This is a genomic window from Cellulomonas sp. PSBB021 (genome assembly GCF_002240455.1).
GTDB classification, from domain to species: domain Bacteria; phylum Actinomycetota; class Actinomycetes; order Actinomycetales; family Cellulomonadaceae; genus Cellulomonas; species Cellulomonas uda.
The window spans coordinates 2,488,138-2,507,963 of the sequence record NZ_CP021430.1; the positions used below are offsets into that span (position 1 = coordinate 2,488,138).

A 19,826-nucleotide genomic window follows, 5' to 3' on the forward strand; every position below is an offset into this window, starting at 1 on the left:
TTCCAATGCTCGGACCCTAGCCGCGGTGCCGGGCAATCGTGTGGGGCCGTGCCGATAAGGGGGCTGTTCGCCGATGGGCGCTGCTCGCCGGTCGTTGCGCCATAGGTTCCCGATGCCGAAACGTATGACGGCGCAACCGAGTCCACCCGGTGCCGCAGGTTCCGCACACGAGCCTGTGCGAGAATCGCACATGTGACGACGGTCAACGCCAAGATGCTGGGCGAGCGCATCCGCGAGGCACGAAAGCGCGCCGATCTCAGCCAGGACGACGTGGCCCACATGGTCGGGATCGACCGCACGGCCGTCAACAAGATCGAGGCGGGAAGCCGGCGGGTGACGGCCCTCGAGCTCGCCGACATCGCCACCGCACTGGGCGTGCGCATGACGTCGTTCTTCACTGAGCCGATCCCCGCGCTCGTCGCACACCGTTCGAGCCAAGGCATGGACACGAGCGACTCCCAGATCGACGCCCTCCTTGCGCGGATCACTGACGATGTCGAGTTCGTCGCCGGCTTGGACAGCTCCGAGATTGGTCTCGCTGCTGGAGCAGCAGCGATTCCGGACGACTTCGCGCAGCCGACCACGAACGCCGAGGCAGACACTCTCGCCGCGCGCGCGCGGCGCCTCCTCGGCCTGACCGCCGACGAACCCGTCCGGGACCTGAGCGCGAGTGTTGCGACCCTGGGTCTGCTGGCCTTCTCCCGAGACATCGGCAAGGACACAGCCGATGCTGGAACGGTCTTGCTACGCCGAGGTGGCGTCAGCTTGGTGAACAGCCACATGAAGGTAGGGCGACGCCGCCTGGCGCTGGCGCACGAACTCGGGCACTACCTGCTGGGAGACGACTACACGATCGACTGGCGCGTGGCTCGGTCCGACGACGCGGTGCCGACTGAAGCCCGCCTCGACCGCTTCGCCCGCGCGCTCCTCCTGCCCGCTGCGTCTCTGACCACGTGGTCCACCTCGGTGGACGAGCAGGGTCTCCGCGCAGCGGCGATCCACATCGCAAGCAGTTACCGCGTCGACATGGCGACACTGGCAGCACGGCTGAGGGAACTTTCGTTGGCCGATGGCGACGCCATAGCCGCAGTCCGCGAGATCCGCACCACTCGGGCCGACATCGTGGAGATGAACCTCCACGTTCCATTGGAGGAGCTGGCGGGAACCACGGTGCCCGGACCCTACGCCCGCGCCGTGGTGCGTCTTGTCCGCGACGAGCGGATCAGCCGCGAACGCGGTCTCGAGCTGCTCCACGGGACGTTCGACGAGTCGGACCTTCCCCAACCTCGGACCCGCAGGAGCGACGAGATCTGGTCGTTCGTGTCGTGACAGTCCCGGCCGACGCGCTGGTCTTCGACACGGGACCGCTGCGCCATTTCGCAGCCCAGGGCTGGCTGGGCGTGCTGCGGTTCCTCGCGGCCGGGCGAGCCGTCTACATCCCGGAGGCGGTCGAGGACGAGCTGCGCCGCGCTTCGGAGCACAACCCCACGCTCGGCGCCGTCCTCAATGCCGAGTGGATCACGGTCCACCGAGCGACCGACGTCGCCTACCTCGCGACGTTCGCCTCGTACGAGAGCCGGCTCGCGGTCGGACGCACCAACCTGGGTGAGTGCGGAGTTCTCGCGATGGGGGAGGTCTACGGCTGCGAGATCGTCATCGACGACAACACCGCTCGTCAGGTCGCGAAGGAGAAAGGGCTGCGCGTCATCGCGACAGTTCCGTTGCTCTGCGACGCAGTCCGGACGAAGCAGCTGACGCTGGTGATGGTCGAGAAGCTCGCGGACGACCTGCTCGCGAGCGAGTACTTCCTTCCGTTCGAGGCCGGCGGGTTCCGGCGCCACGTGATCGAGAACGGTCTGCTCGACTACGACGACTCGTGAACTCGCCGCCCGTTGACGGCACCGGTCGGTGCGCGATCGTCGCGAGCGGTGCTCTCGACACGGCCGCCGAGACGACGGCCGCCGACCTGAAGGCGTCACTGAGCGCCGCCGAGCGGCGCGCCACCACAGCGGAGAAGAGGGCCGACGCCGCCGAGACCGCGACGAGCGACCTCGCCTCGCGAGCCGCGGAGCTCGACGAACGGGAGACCCAGCTCGACACGCGCGCCACCGAGCTCGACGACCGCGAGGCGGTCATCGGTGCTGCGGAGGAGGCGGTGGCCGCGTCCCAGATCGGCATCGGTACCTGGACGGTGGGGGTCGACGTGGAGCCGGGCACCTACAGGACCACCGAGCCCGTCGCGTCGTCCTGCTACTGGGGCATCTACCGCACGGGGACCAACCAGGACGACATCATCCAGAACGACATCGTCAACGGCGGGCACCCCACCGTCACCCTCAGCGCCGGGCAGGACTTCGAGAGTGACTGCGGCACGTGGAGCAAGCAGTGAGCCGCCCGCTCGGCGCGACGGACGTGCTCAAGTACGTCAACGCCGGCAGTCCGGCCCGCAGGACTCGGGTCGTCCGCGACATCGTGGAACGCACCGGTGCCTACGAGCCCGCACTCGACTTCTGGATGCCGATCCGCAGTGCGATCCGGAGCGACCGCGCGACGACTCGCGATGGCGCACGGGTGAGAGGAGCCGCCGCGCGCGCCAACCCGCGACGCCGCCCGTCGTACGAGCGCGTCGCACTGGCATGGGACCGGGTTCACCCTCGGTGGAGAGCCGCTCGCCACGAGTCGACCACCCCCGCAGACGCACGACTGGTCGACCTGCTCGTCGAGGTCCGGCCGACCTTCGCCGAGCGGCGCCCAGACGGGATCCTCGAGGTCGTCGGCACCTGGCTCCTGGCCGACGAGCTCACGCCCGTCGCGTTCGACCTCGGGCTGCGGATGATCGAGCGCGCGTTCCCGGGCGCCGTCGCGGTCGTCTGCGACCTACAGCGCGAGCGCGTCGCCAGCTCCGAGGGGTGGGACCTGAGCGGTGTCGACGACCTCCTCGTCGACGCCGCCACGGCACTCTCCGACGAGGTCGGGTGAGCTCGCCGTACCGTCATCCCATGGGACGTTCCATCGCGACCACCACCGCCGCCACCCGCGACGAGCTTCTCGAGTTCGTGCGGCCGCGGCACCACCTGCTGCTCGTCACCACGCGCGCGGACGGCCGCCCGCAGGTCTCGCCCGTCTCGGGCGGCGTGGACGACGAGGGCCGCATCGTGATCTCCACCTACCCGGGTCGCGCCAAGACGCGCAACGCCGAGCGTGACGCACGCGTGAGCGTGTGCGTGCTCTCGGACGAGTGGGACGGCCCGTGGGTGCAGGTCGACGGCACCGCGCAGGTGCTGCACATGCCGGAGGCGGAGGACGCGCTGGTCGACTACTTCCGCTGCATCGCGGGCGAGCACCCGGACTGGGACGAGTACCGGGCGGCGATGCGGGTGCAGGGCAAGTCGATGATCCGGATCACGCCCGAGCGCTGGGGTCCGATCGCGACGGGCGGGTTCCCCGCGGACGTCGCGGCCCGGCTCGACGCGCAGGGCTGACGTGCCGCACCACCACGACGAGCCAGGGGTCACGGTCCTCACGGGCGCGGGGATCTCCACGTCGTCGGGCATCCCCGACTTCCGGGGACCGCAGGGCGTGTGGACGCAGGACCCGTCGGCCGCCCGGCTCCTGGAGATCGGCGCGTACGTGCGCGACGCCGACGTGCGGGTGCAGGGTTGGCGCGCGTGGGCGTCGCACGCGGTCTGGCACGCCCGTCCGACGGCCGCGCACCGCGCGCTCGCGGACCTCGAGCGGGCGGGCGGGCTGCGCGCGGTCCTCACGCAGAACTTCGACGGCCTGCACCAGGCCGCGGGCTCGTCCGACGAGCACGTGGTCGAGCTGCACGGGTCGCTCGCCACGACGTCGTGCCTGCGCTGCACGACGACGTGGCCGACGAGCGAGGTGCTCGCACGGCTGCCCGACGAGCCGGACCCGCGCTGCGTCGAGTGCGGCGGGGTGCTCAAGCCGGACGTCGTGTACTTCGGCGAGCAGCTCCCCGAGGACGCGCTGAGCCGCGCGGTGGCGGCGGCCACGGACGCGCAGACGTTCGTCGCGATCGGCACGACGCTCACGGTCCACCCGGTCGCGAGCCTCGCGCCGCTCGCGGTCGAGTCCGGGGCGCGGCTGGTGATCGTCAACGCCGAGCCCACCCCGTACGACCACCTGGCCGACGAGGTGATCCGCACCCCGATCGACGAGGCGGTCCCCGCCCTCGTCGCGACCCTGACCCGCTGACCCCGCGAGCCCTATAGCGACGCGCTATGGTCGGTACGTGTCGACCGACCTCGCGGAGCGCCGGCGCCGGCGCGGCCTCACGCAGGCCGAGCTCGCGCACCGCAGCGGCGTGCCGCAGCCCAACATCAGCGCGCACGAGACCGGCCGCCGCCCGCTCGGGCCGGTCCAGCTCGACCGGGTACTCGCCGCGCTCCGGCCGCTCCCCTCCGAGGCATTGCGCGAGCACCGCGACGAGATCCTGGACATCGTCCGGGCGCACGGCGGACGCACCGTCCGGGTGTTCGGGTCGACGGCTGCCGGCTCCGACACCCCGGACTCCGACCTCGACCTCCTCGTCGACACCGCGCCAGGGACGTCGCTCGTCGACGTCATGCGCATGGAGCTCGACCTCGAGGACCTGCTCGAGGTGCGGGTCGACATCGTGCACGACGACGGGCGTGGCCCGGTCGTCGAGTCGGCCCGGGCGACCGCCCGCCCGCTGTGAGCACACCGGCGGAGCGCGCGACCCGCGCCCTGGCGGACGTCGCCCGGCTGCTCGACGTGGCCGACCGGATCGTGGCGCGCGGGTACGACGAGTTCGTGGGCGACGACGAGATCGCGTACCTCGCGACGAAGGCGCTGCTCATCGATCTGCAGACGGCGTGCGGGGCCTTCGACGAGGAGTTCAGGGCCGCGCGCCCGAGGGTGCCGTGGCGCGAGCTGAAGCGCATCCGGGACCGGCTCGCGCACCACGACGTGAGCATCGACAAGGACCTGCTGTGGAACGTCCTGGTGCGCGAGCTGCCCGTGCTGCGAGCCGACCTGCTCGCGCCGGACCGCTGACGGCGCTGACGGTGCCCACCGACCAGGAGTCCCCGATGAGAGACCTCTCATCCACGCCCCGCCGCGTGCGCCGCTCCCGCAACGGGTGGAGAAACGCTCGCATGGCGAGCGTCTCTCCACCCACTCACGGTCCAGCTCCGCTTCGGACCGGCCACCGGTGGCAGGTGGCGCGGCGGCGGTCGGGGGTGGGAGGGGGGTCGTAGGGTGGGCGGGTGAGCATCGAGGCGGAGCAGCTTCCCGCCGCGCCGCCCGACGAGCCGGCGCGGCACGCCCGGCCCGCGCGCAGGCGGTGGCGCCGCCGCCTGCTCGTCGCCGCCGCGCTCGTCGTCGTGCTGCTCGTCCCGCTCGCGTGGGTGCAGGGCACCGGCCAGGCGCGGCTGCGGGCGCTCGACGACGTGCGGGACACGCCGGTCGCGATCGTGCTCGGCGCGGGTCTGCGTCCCGACGGCTCGCCGTCCACCTACCTGCGCCGCCGCCTCGACGCCGCGCGTGCGCTGTACGAGCGCGGCACGGTGCAGGTGATCCTCGTGAGCGGCGACAACGGCTCGGTGGGTCACGACGAGCCGACGGCCATGCACGACTACCTCGTCGCGAACGGCGTCCCGACGTCCGCGGTGGTGCTCGACTACGCCGGGTTCGACACGCACGACTCGTGCGTGCGTGCGCACCGCGTGTTCGGCGTGGACGCCGCGGTCGTGCTCACGCAGGACTACCACGTGCGCCGCGCGGTGTTCTCCTGCACGGCGGCGGGCATCGACACGCAGGGTGTGGGTGTCTCGTCGGCCGGGGTGCCGTCCGCGCAGCTGCGGCGCTGGGAGCTGCGGGAGGTCGCGGCGTCCTACAAGGGCTGGTGGGACGGCCTGACGGGACGCGAGCCGGTGCACCTGGGTCCCGCGGAGCAGGGCGTGCAGGACGCGCTGCGCGACTCCTGAGACGATCGGGTGTGCCCGAGGACCAGCCCGCGAACCACGCCCGCACCGCCGACACCCGGCCCGCCACGCTCCTGGACGACCTGCGCTCGACGCTCGACGCGACGTCCGTGCGCCTGGTCGCGCTCGACATGGACGGCTCGCTGCTCGACTCCGCCAAGCGCCTCCCGGACGGCTTCCGGCCGGTGCTCGACGCGCTGATCGCGCGGGGCGTCACGGTGTGCCCGGCGAGCGGACGCCAGCACGCGACGCTGCGCGCGCAGCTGGACCGCGGGGACCTGACGTACATCGCGGAGAACGGTGCGCTCGTCGTGCAGGACGACGAGCCGGTGGCGGTCGCGCCGCTCGCCCGCGGGACCGCGCATCGCGGCGTGGACCTGGTGCGCGGCGCGGTCGCGCAGGGCGCGCGGCTCGGCGCGGTGCTGTGCGGTGTCCGCTCGGCGTACGTCGAGCGGACCGACGAGGAGTTCCTCGCCCACGTGCGCCCGTACTACCGCCGCCTCGAGCACGTGGCGGACCTGCAGGCGGTGGACGACGAGGTGCTCAAGCTCGCCGTCTTCGACGTCGACGACGCGCAACACGGCGCAGGGCCGCTGCTCGCGCCGCTCGACGGCCCCGACCGCGTGCTCGTCTCGGGCGAGCACTGGGTCGACGTCATGGGCCCGGACGCCGACAAGGGCCGGGCGCTGCGCGCGTTGCAGGCCCGGCTCGGTGTCCCACCCGAGCAGACGATGGCGTTCGGTGACTACTTCAACGACCTCGGCATGCTGGAGGCCGCGGGGTGGTCGTTCGCGATGGCCAACGCCCACCCGGACGTCCGCGCGGCGGCCCGGTTCGTCGCGCCGTCGAACGACGACGACGGCGTCCTGGCGACCCTGCGCGCGGCGTTCCGCCTGGACGCGTCGCTACCCTGACAGCCATGGCCGACGACCGCGCGTTCGACCCGACGACCGTCGCCGGGGTGGTGCTCACGCCGGGTGCGGGCGCGGACCGCGACCACCGCACGCTCGTCGCGCTCGAGGCCGCGCTCGCCCCGCTGCCGGTGCTGCGGCTCGACTTCGCCAACCGCGAGCGCGGCAGCCGTGGCCCCGAGCGCCCCGAGGCCGCCGTCCCGCACCTGCGGGAGCGCGCGGACGCGTGGGCCGACGAGCTGGGCGTGGACCCGGCGCGGCTGGTGCTGGGCGGGCGCTCGTTCGGCGGGCGCATGGCGTCGATGGCCGTGGCGCAGGGTCAGCCCGCTGCGGGTCTGCTCCTGCTGTCGTACCCGCTGCACCCCCCGGGCCGTCCCGAGCAGCTGCGCGTCGGGCACCTGCCGGACGTGCGGGTGCCGGTGCTCACGGTCAGCGGCGAGCGTGACCCGTTCGGCTCCCCCGACGAGCTGCGCCACCACCTGGCGTCGCTCGCGGGTCCGTGGGAGCTGGTCACGGTGCCGGGCGACCACTCCCCGCAGGACCCGCCGGTGGTCGCGGCCGTGCTCCGCTGGTTCGCACGCCCCGTCGGCTGAGGCGCTCGCGTCAGGCCGTCAGCGCCTCCTGGAACGCGCGCAGCGCGCGCTCGTCGTGCAGCACGAACTGCGCGTGCGAGATCCCGTTGGGCGTGCCGTCGGGCCGGCGGTCCTGCGCGGTGCCCACCTTCCAGGTCCGCACGGCGGCCGTGGCGATGCGCGCGACCTCGTCGACGTCCCACCCGTACGCGCCCGCGCTGACGGCGGGGAACGCGATCGTGCGCGCACCGAGGTCGACGGCGACCTCGAGCGAGCTGAGGAAGCACGACGCGAGCATCGCGGGGTCACGCTCACCCGCGCGCCAGTTGGGCCCGACGGTGTGCACGACCCACCGCGCGGGCAGGTCGAACGCGTCTGTCGCCACGGCGTGACCGACGGGCAGGCCGTCCGGGTAGCGCGTGGCGCGCAGCGCGCGGCAGGCCTCCAGCAGCCCGGACCCGGCCGCGGCGTGGATCGCCCCGTCCACGCCCCCGCCGCCCAGGAGCGAGGAGTTCGCCGCGTTCACGACGACGTCCACGGCCAGCTCGGTGATGTCCCCCAGCGAGGCGTCGATCCTCATGCCACCATCCTCGACCGGGTGCGGGTGGGTCCGCGCGGCCAACGGTCCCGCCTGCGCCGTGAGACGCCTCACGCATGAGAGGGCCCCTCGGACGCTTACTCCGAGGGGCCCTCACCGACCTCCAGGGTACGAGGAGGGCGACCGCCGACCGGGTGAACGACACGCGACTTGTCCACAAATTCTGTCCACAACCCTGTGTTCGGCCGGTGTTCTCGCAGGCCGGCCTGTGCACGACCGTGTGGAGGGACCTGTGGACGAAACTGCCCCTGACCTGCCCCTTGCGGGGTCCTGGACGCAGGACTAGAAATCACTCATCGGCCCCGCCCGATCGAGAACCGACAGGAACCACCCCCCTCGGGAGGTGCCCCTGACGGGGACAGTGACAGCGGGACCGGGCCGACCGGAGAACGGGCGACCACACCGACGGGGCAACCCGGAGGCTCGCGGACGACGACGCGAGGGCCGCTCGGAGCCGGGAGGTCGATCGCAGTCCCCCCGCCCGCGGCGGACCGGTTCGCCGGACCACCGGGTGCCGGGTGGGAGCCGCACCGTCGAAGCGGCGCCGGTCGCACCGACCCGTCGGTGACGACACGGACGGCCGGGTTCGCCCGACCGGACGGACGGCCTGGGATCACCCGGGAAGGCCCCTCGAACGCTTACTTCGAGGGGCCTTCTCCCGTGCCCGGCGTCGCCTCAGTCGTCACGCCTCCGGCGTCGACTCCAGCAGGATCGTCACCGGGCCGTCGTTGACGAGCTCCACGGCCATGTCCGCGCCGAACACGCCCGTCGCGACCTCGAGCCCGCGGGCACGCAACGCCTCGACGACCGCGTCGACCAGCGGCTCGGCGACCGGACCGGGTGCGGCCGCGTTCCACGTGGGCCGACGCCCCTTGCGGGTGTCGCCGTACAGCGTGAACTGGCTGACCACGAGGACGGGCGCGCCCACGTCCACCGCGCACCGCTCGTCGCGCAGGATCCGCAGCTCCGCGATCTTGCGCGCCACCAGCTCGACCTGCGCCGGCCCGTCCCCGGGCGTGACGCCGACCAGCGCGACCAGCCCGGGCCTGTCGATCGCCCCGACGACCTCGCCCTCCACCGTCACGGACGCGCGCGTGACCCGCTGCACGACGGCTCGCATGTCCCTGCCTCTCCCGGCCCGGTGCCTCCCGGGCGCGTCCGGCGCCTCGTCGGGCGCGTCAGAACGTGGCCTCGACCGCCCCGACCGGCTCGCCGTGCCCGAGCACGGGCGTGCGGCCCACCTCGTCGACGAGCGCGGGGTCCACCCCCGCGACGCGCAACGCCGCCGCGAGCACCGCGGCCCGCGGCCGCGCGGAGCCGTCGGCGATCTTCAGCGCGACCGCGCCGCCGTCCGCCAGTCCCGCGGCGTAGACGCCGTCGGCCCCGTCCTTCGCGACGAGCCCCGGGACGGCCTGCATGAACCGCGTGGCGTCCCGCCCGGTCCCGGCGACGTGCCACGGGTGCGCGGTGACGGCCGCCGCGACGCGGCCCTCCGGCGTGCCCGCGTGCGCCGGGTCGTGGGGCGCGCGGCCCAGCCGCCCGAACGCGCGGGCCAGGCCCACGAGGCTCGTCGAGAACAGCGCCGCGCCGCACCCGTCGACCGTGGTCGCCTCGACCGGCACGCCCGTGAGCTCGGCCACCGCGTCGTGCAGCGCGCGCTGCAACGGGTGCCCGGGCTCGCGGTAGCCCGCGACGCCCCAGCCCGCGGCCACGCACGTCGCGAGCATCGCCGCGTGCTTGCCCGAGCAGTTCTGCGTGAGCGGCTCGCGGCCGTGCCCCTGCTCGCGCCACGACCACGCCGCCTCGGGGTCGAGCGGCCAGTCGGGCGTGTTGTCCAGGTCCGCCACCGTCAGGCCGTGCGCCGCGAGCAGCGTGCGCACCGTGTCCAGGTGTCCCGCCTCGGCGTTGTGGCTCGCGCACGCGATCGCGAGCTGCTCGTCGTGCAGGTCGAGGCCGTGCCGCAGCATCCCGACGGCCTGCAGCGGCTTGAGCGACGAGCGGGCCCAGATCGTCACGTCCGGGTCGCCCAGCGCGAGGCGGACGTCGCCGTCGGGCGCGAGCACGACGACGTGCCCCGCGTGGACCGACTCGACGAGACCGCCGCGCACCACGCGCGCGAGCGGGACGGCCGACGTCGCGACGTCGGACATCACCAGCCGCCCGTCGACCTCGTCGGACCACCGGGCCTGCGGCGCGAGTAGGGCGCCACGGCGGGCTTGACGTCGACCAGGTAGACGATCGCGGCGACCGCCGAGAGCAGGCCGAGGAACGGCATGAGCTGCAGCGGGGGCATCGCGAGGAACGCGAGGAACGTCGCGACGCCCACGATCACGAGCCAGAAGTTCTTGGTGCGCTTGCCCGCCGCGGGGAACGCGCTCGCGGGGCGGCGCAGGAGGTCGACGAGCGCCCACACGCACAGCACGAAGATCGCGAGCAGGAACAGCAGGTAGAGGATCCACTGGAGGCTTCCGACGATTCCCACGCGCCGAGCCTACGGGCCGCACGCGCCGCGCGCAGTCACCCCGCGCAGTCACCCCGTGCCGTCATCCCGTGCAGTCCCGTGGCCGGCACGCCGTGCGCGGTGCCCCGGGCACGCTCGTCGGCGGCCCCGCCCGCCGGGCCACCGCGTCACGGGACGACGCGCAGCCCCTCGGCGCGGGCCGCCGCGGCCACGTGCTCGTCCCACGCGACGACGACGAGCTCGTCGGACCGCAGCGCGAGCGCGGAGGCCAGGTGCAACGCGTCCGCGGCACGCAGCGCGTGGTACCCGACGAGCGTCGCGGCGCCCGCGGTGACGGGCTCGTGCAGCTCGACGACGTGCAGCGCAGGCCACAGCCGGTCCCACTGCGCGAGCGCGGCGCGCTCGACGCGCGTGTCGATGACGCCGGCCCGCCGCCCCCCGGCGAGCAGTGCGCGCACCTCCGCGTCGGCGAGCCGGGACGTCGCGACGAGGTCCGCGCCCTCCCACAGCGCCGCGGCGAGCTCCGAGCCGGGTTCCGCGACGCACAGCTTCACGAGCGCGCTGGTGTCGAAGTAGCAGACGGCCATCAGCGGCGCAGTCGCCGCACGAGCCCGGACAGCGCACCGCCGCGTGCACCGTCGCGTGCACCGTCCCGCGACCCCTCCCGCGACCCGTCACGCGCGCCGTCCCGTGCGCCGCCGCGGGTCCCGTCCACGGTGACCGGCCGCGCGGGCTCGCGGGCCGCCCGAGCGGGCGCGAGCAGACCGTCGCGCTCGAGCCGCGCGAGCAGGTCGGCGGACTCGATGCCGGTGAGCCGCGCCACCGGGATGCCGCGTTCGGTGATCACGACGTCCTGCCCCGCGCGCGCCGTCTCGATCCACTGCCTGAGCTCTGCGCGCAACGCGCTGACCGCGACCTCCACGGCGGCACGCTACCGGCTCCCTCCTCCCCGGCCCACCCCCCAGCACCCGCGACCCCGCGCTTCCTCCGGCTCACGCCCCTCATTCCCGGAGCAACAACGGTCTCGACGAGAAGCGGTCCGCCGACCCCGCGCTTCCTCCGGCTCACGCCCCCCATTCCCGGAGCAACAACGGGCTCGACCAGGGAGGGAGCTGAGTCTCGGCCGGAGATGGATCGCCGACCCCGCGGTTGCTCCGGCTCACCGCGGCCATTCCCGGAGCAACAGCGGTCTCGGCGGGGAGGGTCAGAGGTCCGGGAGGGCGGCGCGGGCGCGGGCCGGGTCCTCGCCCGCGGCCTCGAGCAGGTCGACGACGAGCGAGCGGTGCAGCAGCACGAGGCTCTGCACCTGCCAGTCGTCCGGCGCGATGGTGAACGGGTCGAGGGCCGCGGCGGAGCGCAGCAGGGCCTCGCGCACGCGCGCGGCGTCGCGCCCGCTCGCGAACGCCGACGCCAGGTCGTCGGCGGCGGCCGCGGTCGCCTCGAGCCGCTGCCCGGCCGCGACGAGGTCGTGGGCAGTGGGCGCCTCGAGGAGCGCGAGCCCGCGCCGGGTCATGACGCGCGTGTTGCGCATCGCACGGTCGAGCTGCACGGACGCCCCGACGAGCCGCACGAGCTCGCCCCGGTGCCGGCGCGCGGCGGGCGAGAGTCGCGCGAGCTCGCGCGCGTTGGTCGCGGTCTCGCGCCACTCGTCGAGCCGCGGCTGCGACGCGCGGGCGCGCACGAGCGCGTCCTCGGCGTCGGCGGGCGACTGCGTCGCCAGCGCGTGCGCGAGCTCGCCTAGCACGTCCGCGACCTCCTGCGTCGCGCGCGAGGCGAGCTCGCGGGGGTGCCGCCGCGGGTCGGACGGGGTGAGGACGGCGACGGCGAACGCGACGGCACCGCCGACGAGCGCGTCGGTCCAGCGTCCGAGCGGCCCGCCCGTCGCGGCGATGTTCGGCAGGCCGACGATGATCATGGCCTGCACGCCGGCCTGCGTGGTGAGCAGCGCACCACGGTCGAGGAGCCGCGCGGCCGTCGCCGCGACGAACAGCACGAGCGCGACCTGCCACAGCCCGGTCCCGATGACGTGGACCAGCGCGTCCCCGAGCCCGACCCCGATCGCCACGCCCACCGCGATCTCCGCGACGCGGCGCAGCGACCGGTCGGCGCTGAACCCGAGCGCGATCCACGCGCACACGGGCGCGAAGAACGGGTACGGGTGGTCGAGCACGTACCGACCGATGCCGAACGCGATGCCTGCGGCCACCGATGCCTGCAGGATCGGGAACCGCGCCGCCCGGACGCGGTCGATCCCCTGCCGCCAGCGCGCACGGGCGACGAGCCGCAGCTCGCGCAGGCCCCCGCGCGGGGCGTCGGTCGCGGGCCTCGTCGGCGCGGCCCCCATGGTCAGAGCGAGGGGTGGACGCCGAGCCCGCGGGCGACGGGCCCGCGCGGTGCGGGACGGTCGGTCGAGACGCCCTCACCGGGCACGACGACCTCCTGTCCCGCGGACACCATCGCGCCCTCGCACGCGACGAGCAGCTCGGCGTCGGTGGCGAGCGAGCGCTTGACCACGGCGAGCGCGACGGGCCCGAGCTCGTGGTGGCGGGCCACCGACGTCACACGGCCGACCTCGCGCCCGGGCTCGCCGGGCGTGCCGGTGGTCTCGTGCACCGCGGCCCCCGGCTCGGGCAGCAGGTGCCCGGAGCCGTCGAGGTGCAGGAACACCAGGCGCCGCGGCGGGCGCCCGAGGTTGTGCACGCGCGCGATCGTCTCCTGCCCGCGGTAGCAGCCCTTGTGCAGGTGCACGGCGGTGCGCAGCCAGTCGAGCTCGTGCGGGATGGTCCGGTGGTCGACCTCGGACGCGGCGCGCGGGCGCCACGCCTCGACCCGCAGCGCCTCGCTCGCCCACGTGCCGGCGAGCGGCCACCCGGTCGCCTCACGGGCCGCGACCTGCTCGGCCAGGTCGCCGCGCGGGACGAGCACGAGCCGCCACGCACGGTCGGCGCCGGGGTGCTCGTCGGGGGCGGGGCCGTAGCGGGTCCCGCCCGGTGTGACGTGCGGCCACGGGTCGCGCCACGTCACGGGCTCGTCGGGGCCGCCCTCGGCCGCGACGGGCTCGCCGATCGCCGCCCAGTCGTCACTCACGTCCGCGATCTCGACGCGCAGCATGAACTTCATGCGGTCGAGCCACGCCGCGAGCGCCGCGGGTGTCTGCGTCACGAGCCACGTCGCCTCGCCGTCGTCGACGACCGCGGCCGCGTGCTCGACGTGCCCGTGCGGGCTCAGCACCAGCAGCTCGGTGGAGGTGCGGGGCGGCAGGTCCGCGAGCTGCGCGGTGGTGATCGAGTGCAGCCACGTCAGCCGGTCCGGCCCCGCGACGCGCACGACGCCCAGGTGCGACTGGTCGACGACCGCTCCCCCGCGCGCGAGCGCGCGCTGCTCGGCGGTCGGGTCGCCGTAGTGCCACGCGACGCCGGCGTCCGGTCCGACGCCCTCGACCGCGCCGCGCCGCGCGAGCAGCGGGCTGCGGTGGCGGGGCGCCTCGTAGGACGGGGCCTCGGCGGGGACGGCGGCCTCGGTCATCGCCGGGCCCGTCACCGGTTCACGCGTCCTCGACGCGCGCAAGGCGCGCCGACGCGTAGGACTGCATGGGCCGGCCGAACGCCGCCATGTCGTGCGCCCACATGAGCTCGCCGTTGACCAGGCCGTACAGCCGCTTCGCTGCGGTCACGTCGGCGCCCGTCGCGGTGCGCGCGATCAGGTCGGACGCGAGGTCGACGCGGCCGTTGCCGACGGCGCCGACGTACACCGCGACGTGCCCGGACGGGTCGGCGAGGAGGACCTCGACGGGGAACTGCGCGTCCGGCAGGTCGGCGGGCCGCTCGGGCGGCACCCGCCAGTACCCGGACTCGGTCGACCAGACCGGTCCGTCCTCGACGGGCACGTCGCTCGCCGGGCGCGCGGAGGGCGCGCCGTCCCCGGCCCCGCCCTCGTCGGGTGCGGCACGGTCGGGTGCGGCACGGTCGGGTGCGGCGTGGTCGGGCGCTGCCTCGTCGGGTGCGGCGTCCGCGAGCGCGGACGCGTCGTCCGGCGCGACGACGAGCCGGATGGTCGACGTGTAGGACAGGTACGGGCCGCCGTCGTGGTCGAACACGACGTCCTGCACGAACGCGGTCTCGTCGATGCCGGGGTACCCGACGACGCCCTGGCCGTGCCAGCGGCCGACCAGCCAGGCGAGCGGGTACACCTCGGGTGCGAGCCCCTCGGGCAGCACGAAGGCCATGGGGTGGTGCCTCCCGGGTCCGGGCGTCAGTTCTGCGACTTGAACAGGCGGAGCACCACGATGCCCGCCGTCCAGGCGATGGCGCCGGTGGCGAGGACCAGCAGACCGATGAAGAGCCCCTCGAGCGCAGTCATGGACCGATCCTAACGACCTCGACGCGCTGTGCCCCCGTCGATCGCGACGACGCACGTCACATCCACCTCGCGCCGCGCCGCGCGCCGCGTCTCCCGGGTCGTCCCGGGGGCTCGTCAGCCGACGAGCACGCGCCCGACGACGTACACGAGGATCCCGGTCACCGTGACGGGCAGCACGACCGCGGCGATGGACGGCAGGTGGCGCGCGAGCGTGCGCAGGTCGTCGAACAGGACGTGCAGCGACGCGACGAGCACACCCACCGCGGCGCCGAGCACGACACCCGCCACGAGGTCGATGTCCGGCAGGACGAGCGCGGCGAGCGCACCGGCGCCGGTCGCGGCCAGTGTCGTGACGGTGGCCCCGGCCCAGCCCGCGAACGGCAGCGCGACGACCGCGGACCCGACCGCGAGCGCGAGCGCACCGACGACGACGATCGGCTCACCGCCGGGCGTGCGCCCGATCGCGACCCAGCCGGCCACCGCGACCGCCAGCAGCGTGCCGGTCACCGTGCCCGCGACCGACTCCACGAGCCGGTCCCGCCCGCCGCGCCGCAGCAGCTCGTTGAGGAACGCGAGCAGGATCGTCGTCGCGAACACCACGGGCAGGTACCGCAGGTACGGCTGGTCGAGCACGGCGTGCACCGCGAGCACGGCCCCGACCCCGCCGATGCCGATCACGGCCGCCGAGCCGGGCTTGAACGGCAGGCTCGCGAGCGACGGCCAGCCCACCGCGAACGCGATCGCGAGCAGGGCGGCGACCACGGTCACGGGCAGGCCGCCGACGTACCCGGCGACCGCGACGACGGCGGCGAGGGCGGCCGTGACGACCGCACGCGTGGCGAGCTGCACGGTCCGCTACCGCCCGTCCGCCGCTCGGCGCGACGCGGCGCGCACGCCGACGAGAACGCCCGCACCGGGCACGGGGACGATCAGGACCAGGGAGAGCACGGCCGACAGTCTCGCAGATGCCCGGGCCGGTGCCCGGTGCGACGGCCCGTGATCACCCGCCCGAGCGGCCCGACGCGCGGACGACGACTCCCGGACGCCCGTCCGCCGGGCGCGGCGCACGCGGTAGCGTGTCCCCACTCGCCGCAGGGAGGTTCCACGGTGGCAGACCTTCTGCTCCTGACCCCGGCGTCCGGTGGATCGGCACAGGTGCTGCCGGCGCTCGGGCTGCTGTCCCATCGCGTGCGCGTGCTGCCGGTCGAGCCCTCGGCGCTGGTCGACGCGCCGGATGCGGACATCGTCGTGCTGGACGCGCGCCGCGACCTGGTCACCGCGCGCACCACCTGTCGGCTGCTGCGCGCCACGGGTCTGGCGGTCCCTCTCGTGCTCGTGCTCACCGAGGGCGGCCTCACGGTCGTCACGGCGGAGTGGGGCGCGGACGACATCGTGCTCGACTCGGCCGGCCCGGCGGAGGTCGAGACACGGTTCCGGCTCGTCATGGAGCGTGCCGCGGTCTCGGGCTTCGAGGACGCGCCGCAGGAGATCTCCTCGGGCGAGCTGACGATCGACGCGGGCGGCTACACCGCCCGGCTGCGCGGCCGTCCGCTCGACCTCACGTACAAGGAGTTCGAGCTCCTGAAGTACCTGGTGCAGCACCCGGGTCGCGTGTTCACCCGCGCCCAGCTGCTCCAGGAGGTGTGGGGCTACGACTACTACGGGGGTACGCGCACGGTGGACGTGCACGTGCGGCGTCTGCGCGCGAAGCTCGGCCCCGAGCACGAGCAGCTCATCGGGACCGTGCGCAACGTCGGGTACCGCTTCGACCCGCCCAAGGAGCGCCGGGCGTCGGGGGCGTCGGGGGACCGTGACAACGTCACCGAACCCGCCGTCTGACCCCACCCGCCCGCCCGCCCGCCGCGGACCGGACCTCTTCGCCCGGCTCACCCCCGGCGGCGAGCGCAACCTCGCCGACACGCTGCGCGGTGAGCGCGCGGGCGGGGTCCTGCTGCTCGTCGGGACGCTCGTCGCGCTGGTGTGGGCGAACGTCTGGCCGGACGCGTACGCGAGCGTGTCGCACACCGTCGTCGGTCCGCACGCGCTGCACCTCGACCTCACGCTCGCGCAGTGGGCGACCGACGGCCTGCTCGCGGTCTTCTTCTTCGTCGTGGGTCTCGAGCTCGCGCGCGAGCTGACCGTCGGCGAGCTGCGCCACCCCGCGACGGCGGTCGTGCCGATCGTGGCGGCCGTGGGCGGGATGGTCGCACCCGCGCTGCTGTACCTGGCGGTGAACCTGAGCCGGGACGGTGGCGCGCCCGAGGGCTGGGCCGTGCCCACCGCGACCGACATCGCGTTCGCCGTCGCGGTCCTCGCGCTCGTCGGCCGCGGGCTGCCCGTGGCGCTGCGGGCGTTCCTGCTGACGCTCGCGGTGGTCGACGACCTGCTCGCGATCCTCGTGATCGGCACGTTCTACACCGACTCGCTCGCGTGGCTGCCGCTCGTCGGCGCCGTCGGGTGCGTCGTCGTCTTCGCGGTGCTGGTGCGGCGGCGGCGCACCAGCGCGTGGCTGCTCGTACCGCTCGGGGTGCTCGCGTGGGCCCTGCTGCACGCGTCCGGCGTGCACGCCACTCTCGCGGGTGTCGCGCTCGGCCTCGTCGTGCCCGCGAGCCCGGCCGCGACCGCACGCGCGCACGGCCTCCCCGACGACCCGGAGCAGTCGCTCGCCGAACGGTGGGAGCACGTGTGGCGCCCCGTCTCGGCGGGCGTCGCCGTGCCGGTGTTCGCGCTGTTCGCCGCGGGCGTGACCATCTCGTCGGACGTCGTGCGCGGCGCCCTGTCCGACCCGGTCGCGCAGGGGGTCGCGGTCGGCCTCGTCGTCGGCAAGCCGCTCGGCATCGTCGGCGTCACGTGGCTGGTGGCGACGTTCACCCGCGCCCGCCTGGCACCCGGGCTGCGCTGGGGCGACGTGATCGGGGTGGGGCTCGTGGGCGGGATCGGGTTCACCGTGTCGCTGCTGATCGCCGAGCTCGCGTTCGACGAGGGTTCGGGGCACGACGAGCACGCGGTGCTCGCGGTGCTCGCGGCGTCCCTCGTCGCCGCGCTCGTCGGCGGTACCGTGCTCGCAGCGCGTGGCCGGCGGCTGCGCGCGAGCACCGACCCGACCACCCCTCACCCGGCCGACCCTGCGGGCACCGAGGCGCCCGCGTCACCGCCGAACGGATAGGTTCACGACGATGACAGCCGTCGACTCCGCCACGCTCCTGATCGACGGGCCGTGGCAGCACCGGTTCGTCGCCGCCAACGGCGCGCGGTTCCACGCCGCCGTCGCCGGACCCGACGACCGCGACGTCCCGCTCGTCGTGCTGCTGCACGCGGTGCCGCAGTTCTGGTGGGCGTGGCGCCACCAGCTGCCCGCGCTCGCCGAGGCCGGGTACCGCGCCGCCGCGCTCGACCTGCGCGGCACCGGCGGCTCCGACAAGCCGCCGCAGGGCTACGACGTGCCGACCCTCGCCGCCGACGTCGCGGGCGTGGTGCGCTCGCTCGGGGCGAGCTCGGCCGTCGTGGTCGGCGCCGGGACGGGTGGCGCCGTCGCGTGGGCCATGCCCGCGCTGCAGCCCGCCGCGACGCGCGCGGTCGGTGTGCTGTCGTCGCCGCACCCGCTCGACATGGTGCGGCGGCCCTGGACCACGTTCCGCCCCGCCGCCGCGCGGCGGCTCGCGTACGTGCAGCTGCCGTCCCTGCCCGAGCGGGCGCTGGCGCGCGGCGACCTCGCGCACCGGTTCCTCGTCGAGTGGGGCGGCGGGCAGTGGCTCGACCGCGCGACCGAGCGGACCTACCTCGGGGCGCTGCGCGTGCCGTTCGCGGCGCACTCGCAGCTCGAGCAGCTGCGCTGGCTGGGCCGCTCCGCGCCCCGGCCCGACGGCCGCCGGTTCGCGGCGGGGCTGCGGCGCACGCGTCCGACGCCTGTGCTGCACCTGCACGGCTCACGCGACGGGCTGTTCGGCTCGCGGGCGGCCGCGCTGACGCGCGAGACCTCGGCGCTCGTCGGCTCGGACTACACGTACGAGCTGCTGCCAGGCGCGGGGCACTTCCTCGCGGAGCAGGAGCCCGAGCACGTCACGCGCACGCTGCTGGCGTGGCTGCGTCGCGTCGCGCCGCTCGAGCCCTGACCCCCGGCTCCCCGGGTCGCGTCAGCCCTTGAGCAGGGCCGCGGCCCGCACGGGGTCCGTCTCCCCGATGCCCGCCGACGGGCACAGGCGTGCCAGCGGGCACGCGCCGCACGCGGGCCGTCGCGCGTGGCACGTGCGGCGGCCGTGGAAGATCAGCCGGTGGCACGCCATGGTCCAGTCGCGCCGCGGCAGCAGCGCGCCGAGCTCGCGCTCCACGACCAGCGGGTCCTCGCTCGTCGTGTACCCCAGCCGGCGTGACAGCCGCAGCACGTGCGTGTCGGTGGTGATCCCGGGGACGCCGTACGCGTTGCCGAGCACGACGTTGGCCGTCTTGCGGCCCACGCCCGGGAGGGTGACGAGCTGGTCGAGCCGGCGCGGGACCGTCCCGCCGAACTGCTCGACGAGCGCGCGCGACAGCCCGGTCACGGCCTTCGCCTTGGCCCGGAAGAACCCGAGCGGCTTGAGGATCGCCTCGAGCTCGTCGGGGTCCGCCGCCGCGAGCTCCGCCGGGCCGGGGTAGCGCGCGAACAGCTCGGGGGTGGTGGCGTTGACGCGCACGTCCGTCGTCTGCGCCGACAGGACGGTCGCGACCAGCAGCGTGAACGCGTCGGTGAAGTCCAGCTCGCACCGGGCGTCGGGGTAGCGCTGCGCCAGCAGGCGGTCGACGCGCCGCGCGCGGCGGGTCCGGGCGAGGGGGGTCTCGGCAACAGCGGGCTGCGGGGAGGTCCTCGTCACCCTGTCAGCGTAGGTGCGGGCACCCACACCCCCTGACCTGGACGGATGTCCGCATCGGTTCGCGTTGCTCCCCCAGGGTGACGTGCGAAGAACCACGGGCCGAACCGTT

General features: G+C 74.9%; 25 protein-coding genes. 14 read left to right on the forward strand and 11 right to left on the reverse strand.

The window, feature by feature from the left end; translation table 11 throughout:
• Nucleotides 1-192: 192 nt before the first annotated feature.
• The 11 genes from CBP52_RS11335 (at nt 193) to CBP52_RS11385 (ending at nt 7,473) form a co-directional block, all read left to right on the forward strand.
• Nucleotides 193-1,329 (forward strand): XRE family transcriptional regulator, encoded by a 1,137-nt coding sequence (locus CBP52_RS11335; RefSeq protein ID WP_232514457.1) that lies wholly within the window; start codon nt 193-195, stop codon nt 1,327-1,329.
• Nucleotides 1,326-1,880, forward strand: a complete 555-nt coding sequence (locus CBP52_RS11340) for a nucleotide-binding protein (protein WP_198303437.1) — start codon at nt 1,326-1,328, stop codon at nt 1,878-1,880. Before CBP52_RS11335 ends, CBP52_RS11340 begins: the two co-directional genes overlap by 4 nt.
• Nucleotides 1,877-2,389: a hypothetical protein gene (locus tag CBP52_RS17945; protein ID WP_198303438.1), complete on the forward strand. Its 513-nt coding sequence runs from the start codon at nt 1,877-1,879 to the stop codon at nt 2,387-2,389. The genes CBP52_RS11340 and CBP52_RS17945 overlap by 4 nt, the downstream gene beginning before the upstream one ends.
• Entirely contained in the window at nt 2,386-2,979 is a 594-nt protein-coding gene (locus CBP52_RS11350) for a hypothetical protein (protein WP_094181038.1), read from the forward strand. Before CBP52_RS17945 ends, CBP52_RS11350 begins: the two co-directional genes overlap by 4 nt.
• A gap of 20 nt (nt 2,980-2,999) precedes the next feature.
• Nucleotides 3,000-3,482, forward strand: coding sequence for a PPOX class F420-dependent oxidoreductase (locus CBP52_RS11355; RefSeq protein WP_094181039.1), 483 nt, complete (start codon nt 3,000-3,002; stop codon nt 3,480-3,482).
• A 1-nt stretch (nt 3,483) separates the two neighbouring features.
• Nucleotides 3,484-4,218: a Sir2 family NAD-dependent protein deacetylase gene (locus CBP52_RS11360; RefSeq protein WP_094181040.1), complete on the forward strand. Its 735-nt coding sequence runs from the start codon at nt 3,484-3,486 to the stop codon at nt 4,216-4,218.
• A 37-nt stretch (nt 4,219-4,255) separates the two neighbouring features.
• The gene (locus CBP52_RS11365; protein ID WP_094181041.1) at nt 4,256-4,702 is read left to right on the forward strand and encodes a nucleotidyltransferase domain-containing protein; all 447 of its coding nucleotides are present in this window, start codon (nt 4,256-4,258) and stop codon (nt 4,700-4,702) included.
• Nucleotides 4,699-5,040 carry a DUF86 domain-containing protein gene (locus CBP52_RS11370; RefSeq protein ID WP_094181042.1) on the forward strand — a complete coding sequence of 114 codons (342 nt, stop codon included), beginning with the start codon at nt 4,699-4,701 and terminating at the stop codon, nt 5,038-5,040. Before CBP52_RS11365 ends, CBP52_RS11370 begins: the two co-directional genes overlap by 4 nt.
• Nucleotides 5,041-5,252: 212 nt before the next feature.
• Nucleotides 5,253-5,972, forward strand: a complete 720-nt coding sequence (locus CBP52_RS11375; protein ID WP_232514458.1) for a vancomycin high temperature exclusion protein — start codon at nt 5,253-5,255, stop codon at nt 5,970-5,972.
• 11 nt (nt 5,973-5,983) lie between these two features.
• A complete protein-coding gene (locus CBP52_RS11380) occupies nt 5,984-6,883 on the forward strand; it encodes an HAD family hydrolase (RefSeq protein WP_369826218.1) in 900 nt (299 codons plus the stop codon).
• 5 nt (nt 6,884-6,888) lie between these two features.
• On the forward strand, nt 6,889-7,473 hold the full coding sequence (locus CBP52_RS11385) for an alpha/beta family hydrolase (RefSeq protein ID WP_094181043.1): 585 nt from the start codon (nt 6,889-6,891) through the stop codon (nt 7,471-7,473).
• Nucleotides 7,474-7,483: 10 nt separating this feature from the next.
• Here CBP52_RS11385 and CBP52_RS11390 read toward each other — a convergent pair whose 3' ends face one another.
• From CBP52_RS11390 to CBP52_RS11435, 10 genes are all read right to left on the reverse strand, one after another.
• Nucleotides 7,484-8,032 (reverse strand): O-acetyl-ADP-ribose deacetylase, encoded by a 549-nt coding sequence (locus CBP52_RS11390; RefSeq protein ID WP_094181044.1) that lies wholly within the window; start codon nt 8,030-8,032, stop codon nt 7,484-7,486.
• A gap of 700 nt (nt 8,033-8,732) precedes the next feature.
• Complete coding sequence (gene dtd, locus CBP52_RS11395; RefSeq protein ID WP_094181045.1) at nt 8,733-9,170, reverse strand: D-aminoacyl-tRNA deacylase; 438 nt, start codon at nt 9,168-9,170, stop codon at nt 8,733-8,735.
• Between the two features lie 58 nt (nt 9,171-9,228).
• Entirely contained in the window at nt 9,229-10,200 is a 972-nt protein-coding gene (locus tag CBP52_RS11400) for an asparaginase (protein ID WP_094182338.1), read from the reverse strand.
• A complete protein-coding gene (locus tag CBP52_RS11405; protein WP_232514459.1) occupies nt 10,200-10,532 on the reverse strand; it encodes a DUF2516 family protein in 333 nt (110 codons plus the stop codon). The genes CBP52_RS11400 and CBP52_RS11405 overlap by 1 nt, the downstream gene beginning before the upstream one ends.
• A 146-nt stretch (nt 10,533-10,678) precedes the next feature.
• Nucleotides 10,679-11,098 (reverse strand): type II toxin-antitoxin system VapC family toxin, encoded by a 420-nt coding sequence (locus CBP52_RS11410; RefSeq protein WP_094181046.1) that lies wholly within the window; start codon nt 11,096-11,098, stop codon nt 10,679-10,681.
• A complete protein-coding gene (locus tag CBP52_RS18275) occupies nt 11,098-11,433 on the reverse strand; it encodes a type II toxin-antitoxin system Phd/YefM family antitoxin (protein WP_094181047.1) in 336 nt (111 codons plus the stop codon). The genes CBP52_RS11410 and CBP52_RS18275 overlap by 1 nt, the downstream gene beginning before the upstream one ends.
• Before the next feature lie 282 nt (nt 11,434-11,715).
• Nucleotides 11,716-12,855 (reverse strand): aromatic acid exporter family protein, encoded by a 1,140-nt coding sequence (locus CBP52_RS11420; RefSeq protein ID WP_094181048.1) that lies wholly within the window; start codon nt 12,853-12,855, stop codon nt 11,716-11,718.
• 2 nt (nt 12,856-12,857) lie between these two features.
• Nucleotides 12,858-14,036 carry a folate-binding protein YgfZ gene (locus CBP52_RS11425; RefSeq protein WP_094182340.1) on the reverse strand — a complete coding sequence of 393 codons (1,179 nt, stop codon included), beginning with the start codon at nt 14,034-14,036 and terminating at the stop codon, nt 12,858-12,860.
• Between the two features lie 19 nt (nt 14,037-14,055).
• Nucleotides 14,056-14,736, reverse strand: coding sequence for an FABP family protein (locus CBP52_RS11430; protein WP_094181049.1), 681 nt, complete (start codon nt 14,734-14,736; stop codon nt 14,056-14,058).
• A gap of 248 nt (nt 14,737-14,984) precedes the next feature.
• A complete protein-coding gene (locus CBP52_RS11435; RefSeq protein WP_094181050.1) occupies nt 14,985-15,719 on the reverse strand; it encodes a hypothetical protein in 735 nt (244 codons plus the stop codon).
• Nucleotides 15,720-15,977: 258 nt separating this feature from the next.
• On the opposite strand from CBP52_RS11435, the gene CBP52_RS11440 reads away from it, so the two are divergent.
• From CBP52_RS11440 to CBP52_RS11450, 3 genes are read left to right on the forward strand one after another with little or no spacing between them, the layout of a single operon-like run.
• Nucleotides 15,978-16,709 carry a response regulator transcription factor gene (locus tag CBP52_RS11440; protein ID WP_094181051.1) on the forward strand — a complete coding sequence of 244 codons (732 nt, stop codon included), beginning with the start codon at nt 15,978-15,980 and terminating at the stop codon, nt 16,707-16,709.
• The gene (nhaA, locus tag CBP52_RS11445) at nt 16,681-18,036 is read left to right on the forward strand and encodes a Na+/H+ antiporter NhaA (protein ID WP_094181052.1); all 1,356 of its coding nucleotides are present in this window, start codon (nt 16,681-16,683) and stop codon (nt 18,034-18,036) included. The genes CBP52_RS11440 and nhaA overlap by 29 nt, the downstream gene beginning before the upstream one ends.
• Before the next feature lie 10 nt (nt 18,037-18,046).
• Nucleotides 18,047-18,982, forward strand: a complete 936-nt coding sequence (locus tag CBP52_RS11450; RefSeq protein ID WP_094181053.1) for an alpha/beta fold hydrolase — start codon at nt 18,047-18,049, stop codon at nt 18,980-18,982.
• Between the two features lie 21 nt (nt 18,983-19,003).
• Here the strand turns inward: CBP52_RS11450 and nth are convergent, their stop codons facing one another.
• Nucleotides 19,004-19,717: an endonuclease III gene (nth, locus tag CBP52_RS11455; RefSeq protein ID WP_094181054.1), complete on the reverse strand. Its 714-nt coding sequence runs from the start codon at nt 19,715-19,717 to the stop codon at nt 19,004-19,006.
• Nucleotides 19,718-19,826: the final 109 nt, after the last annotated feature.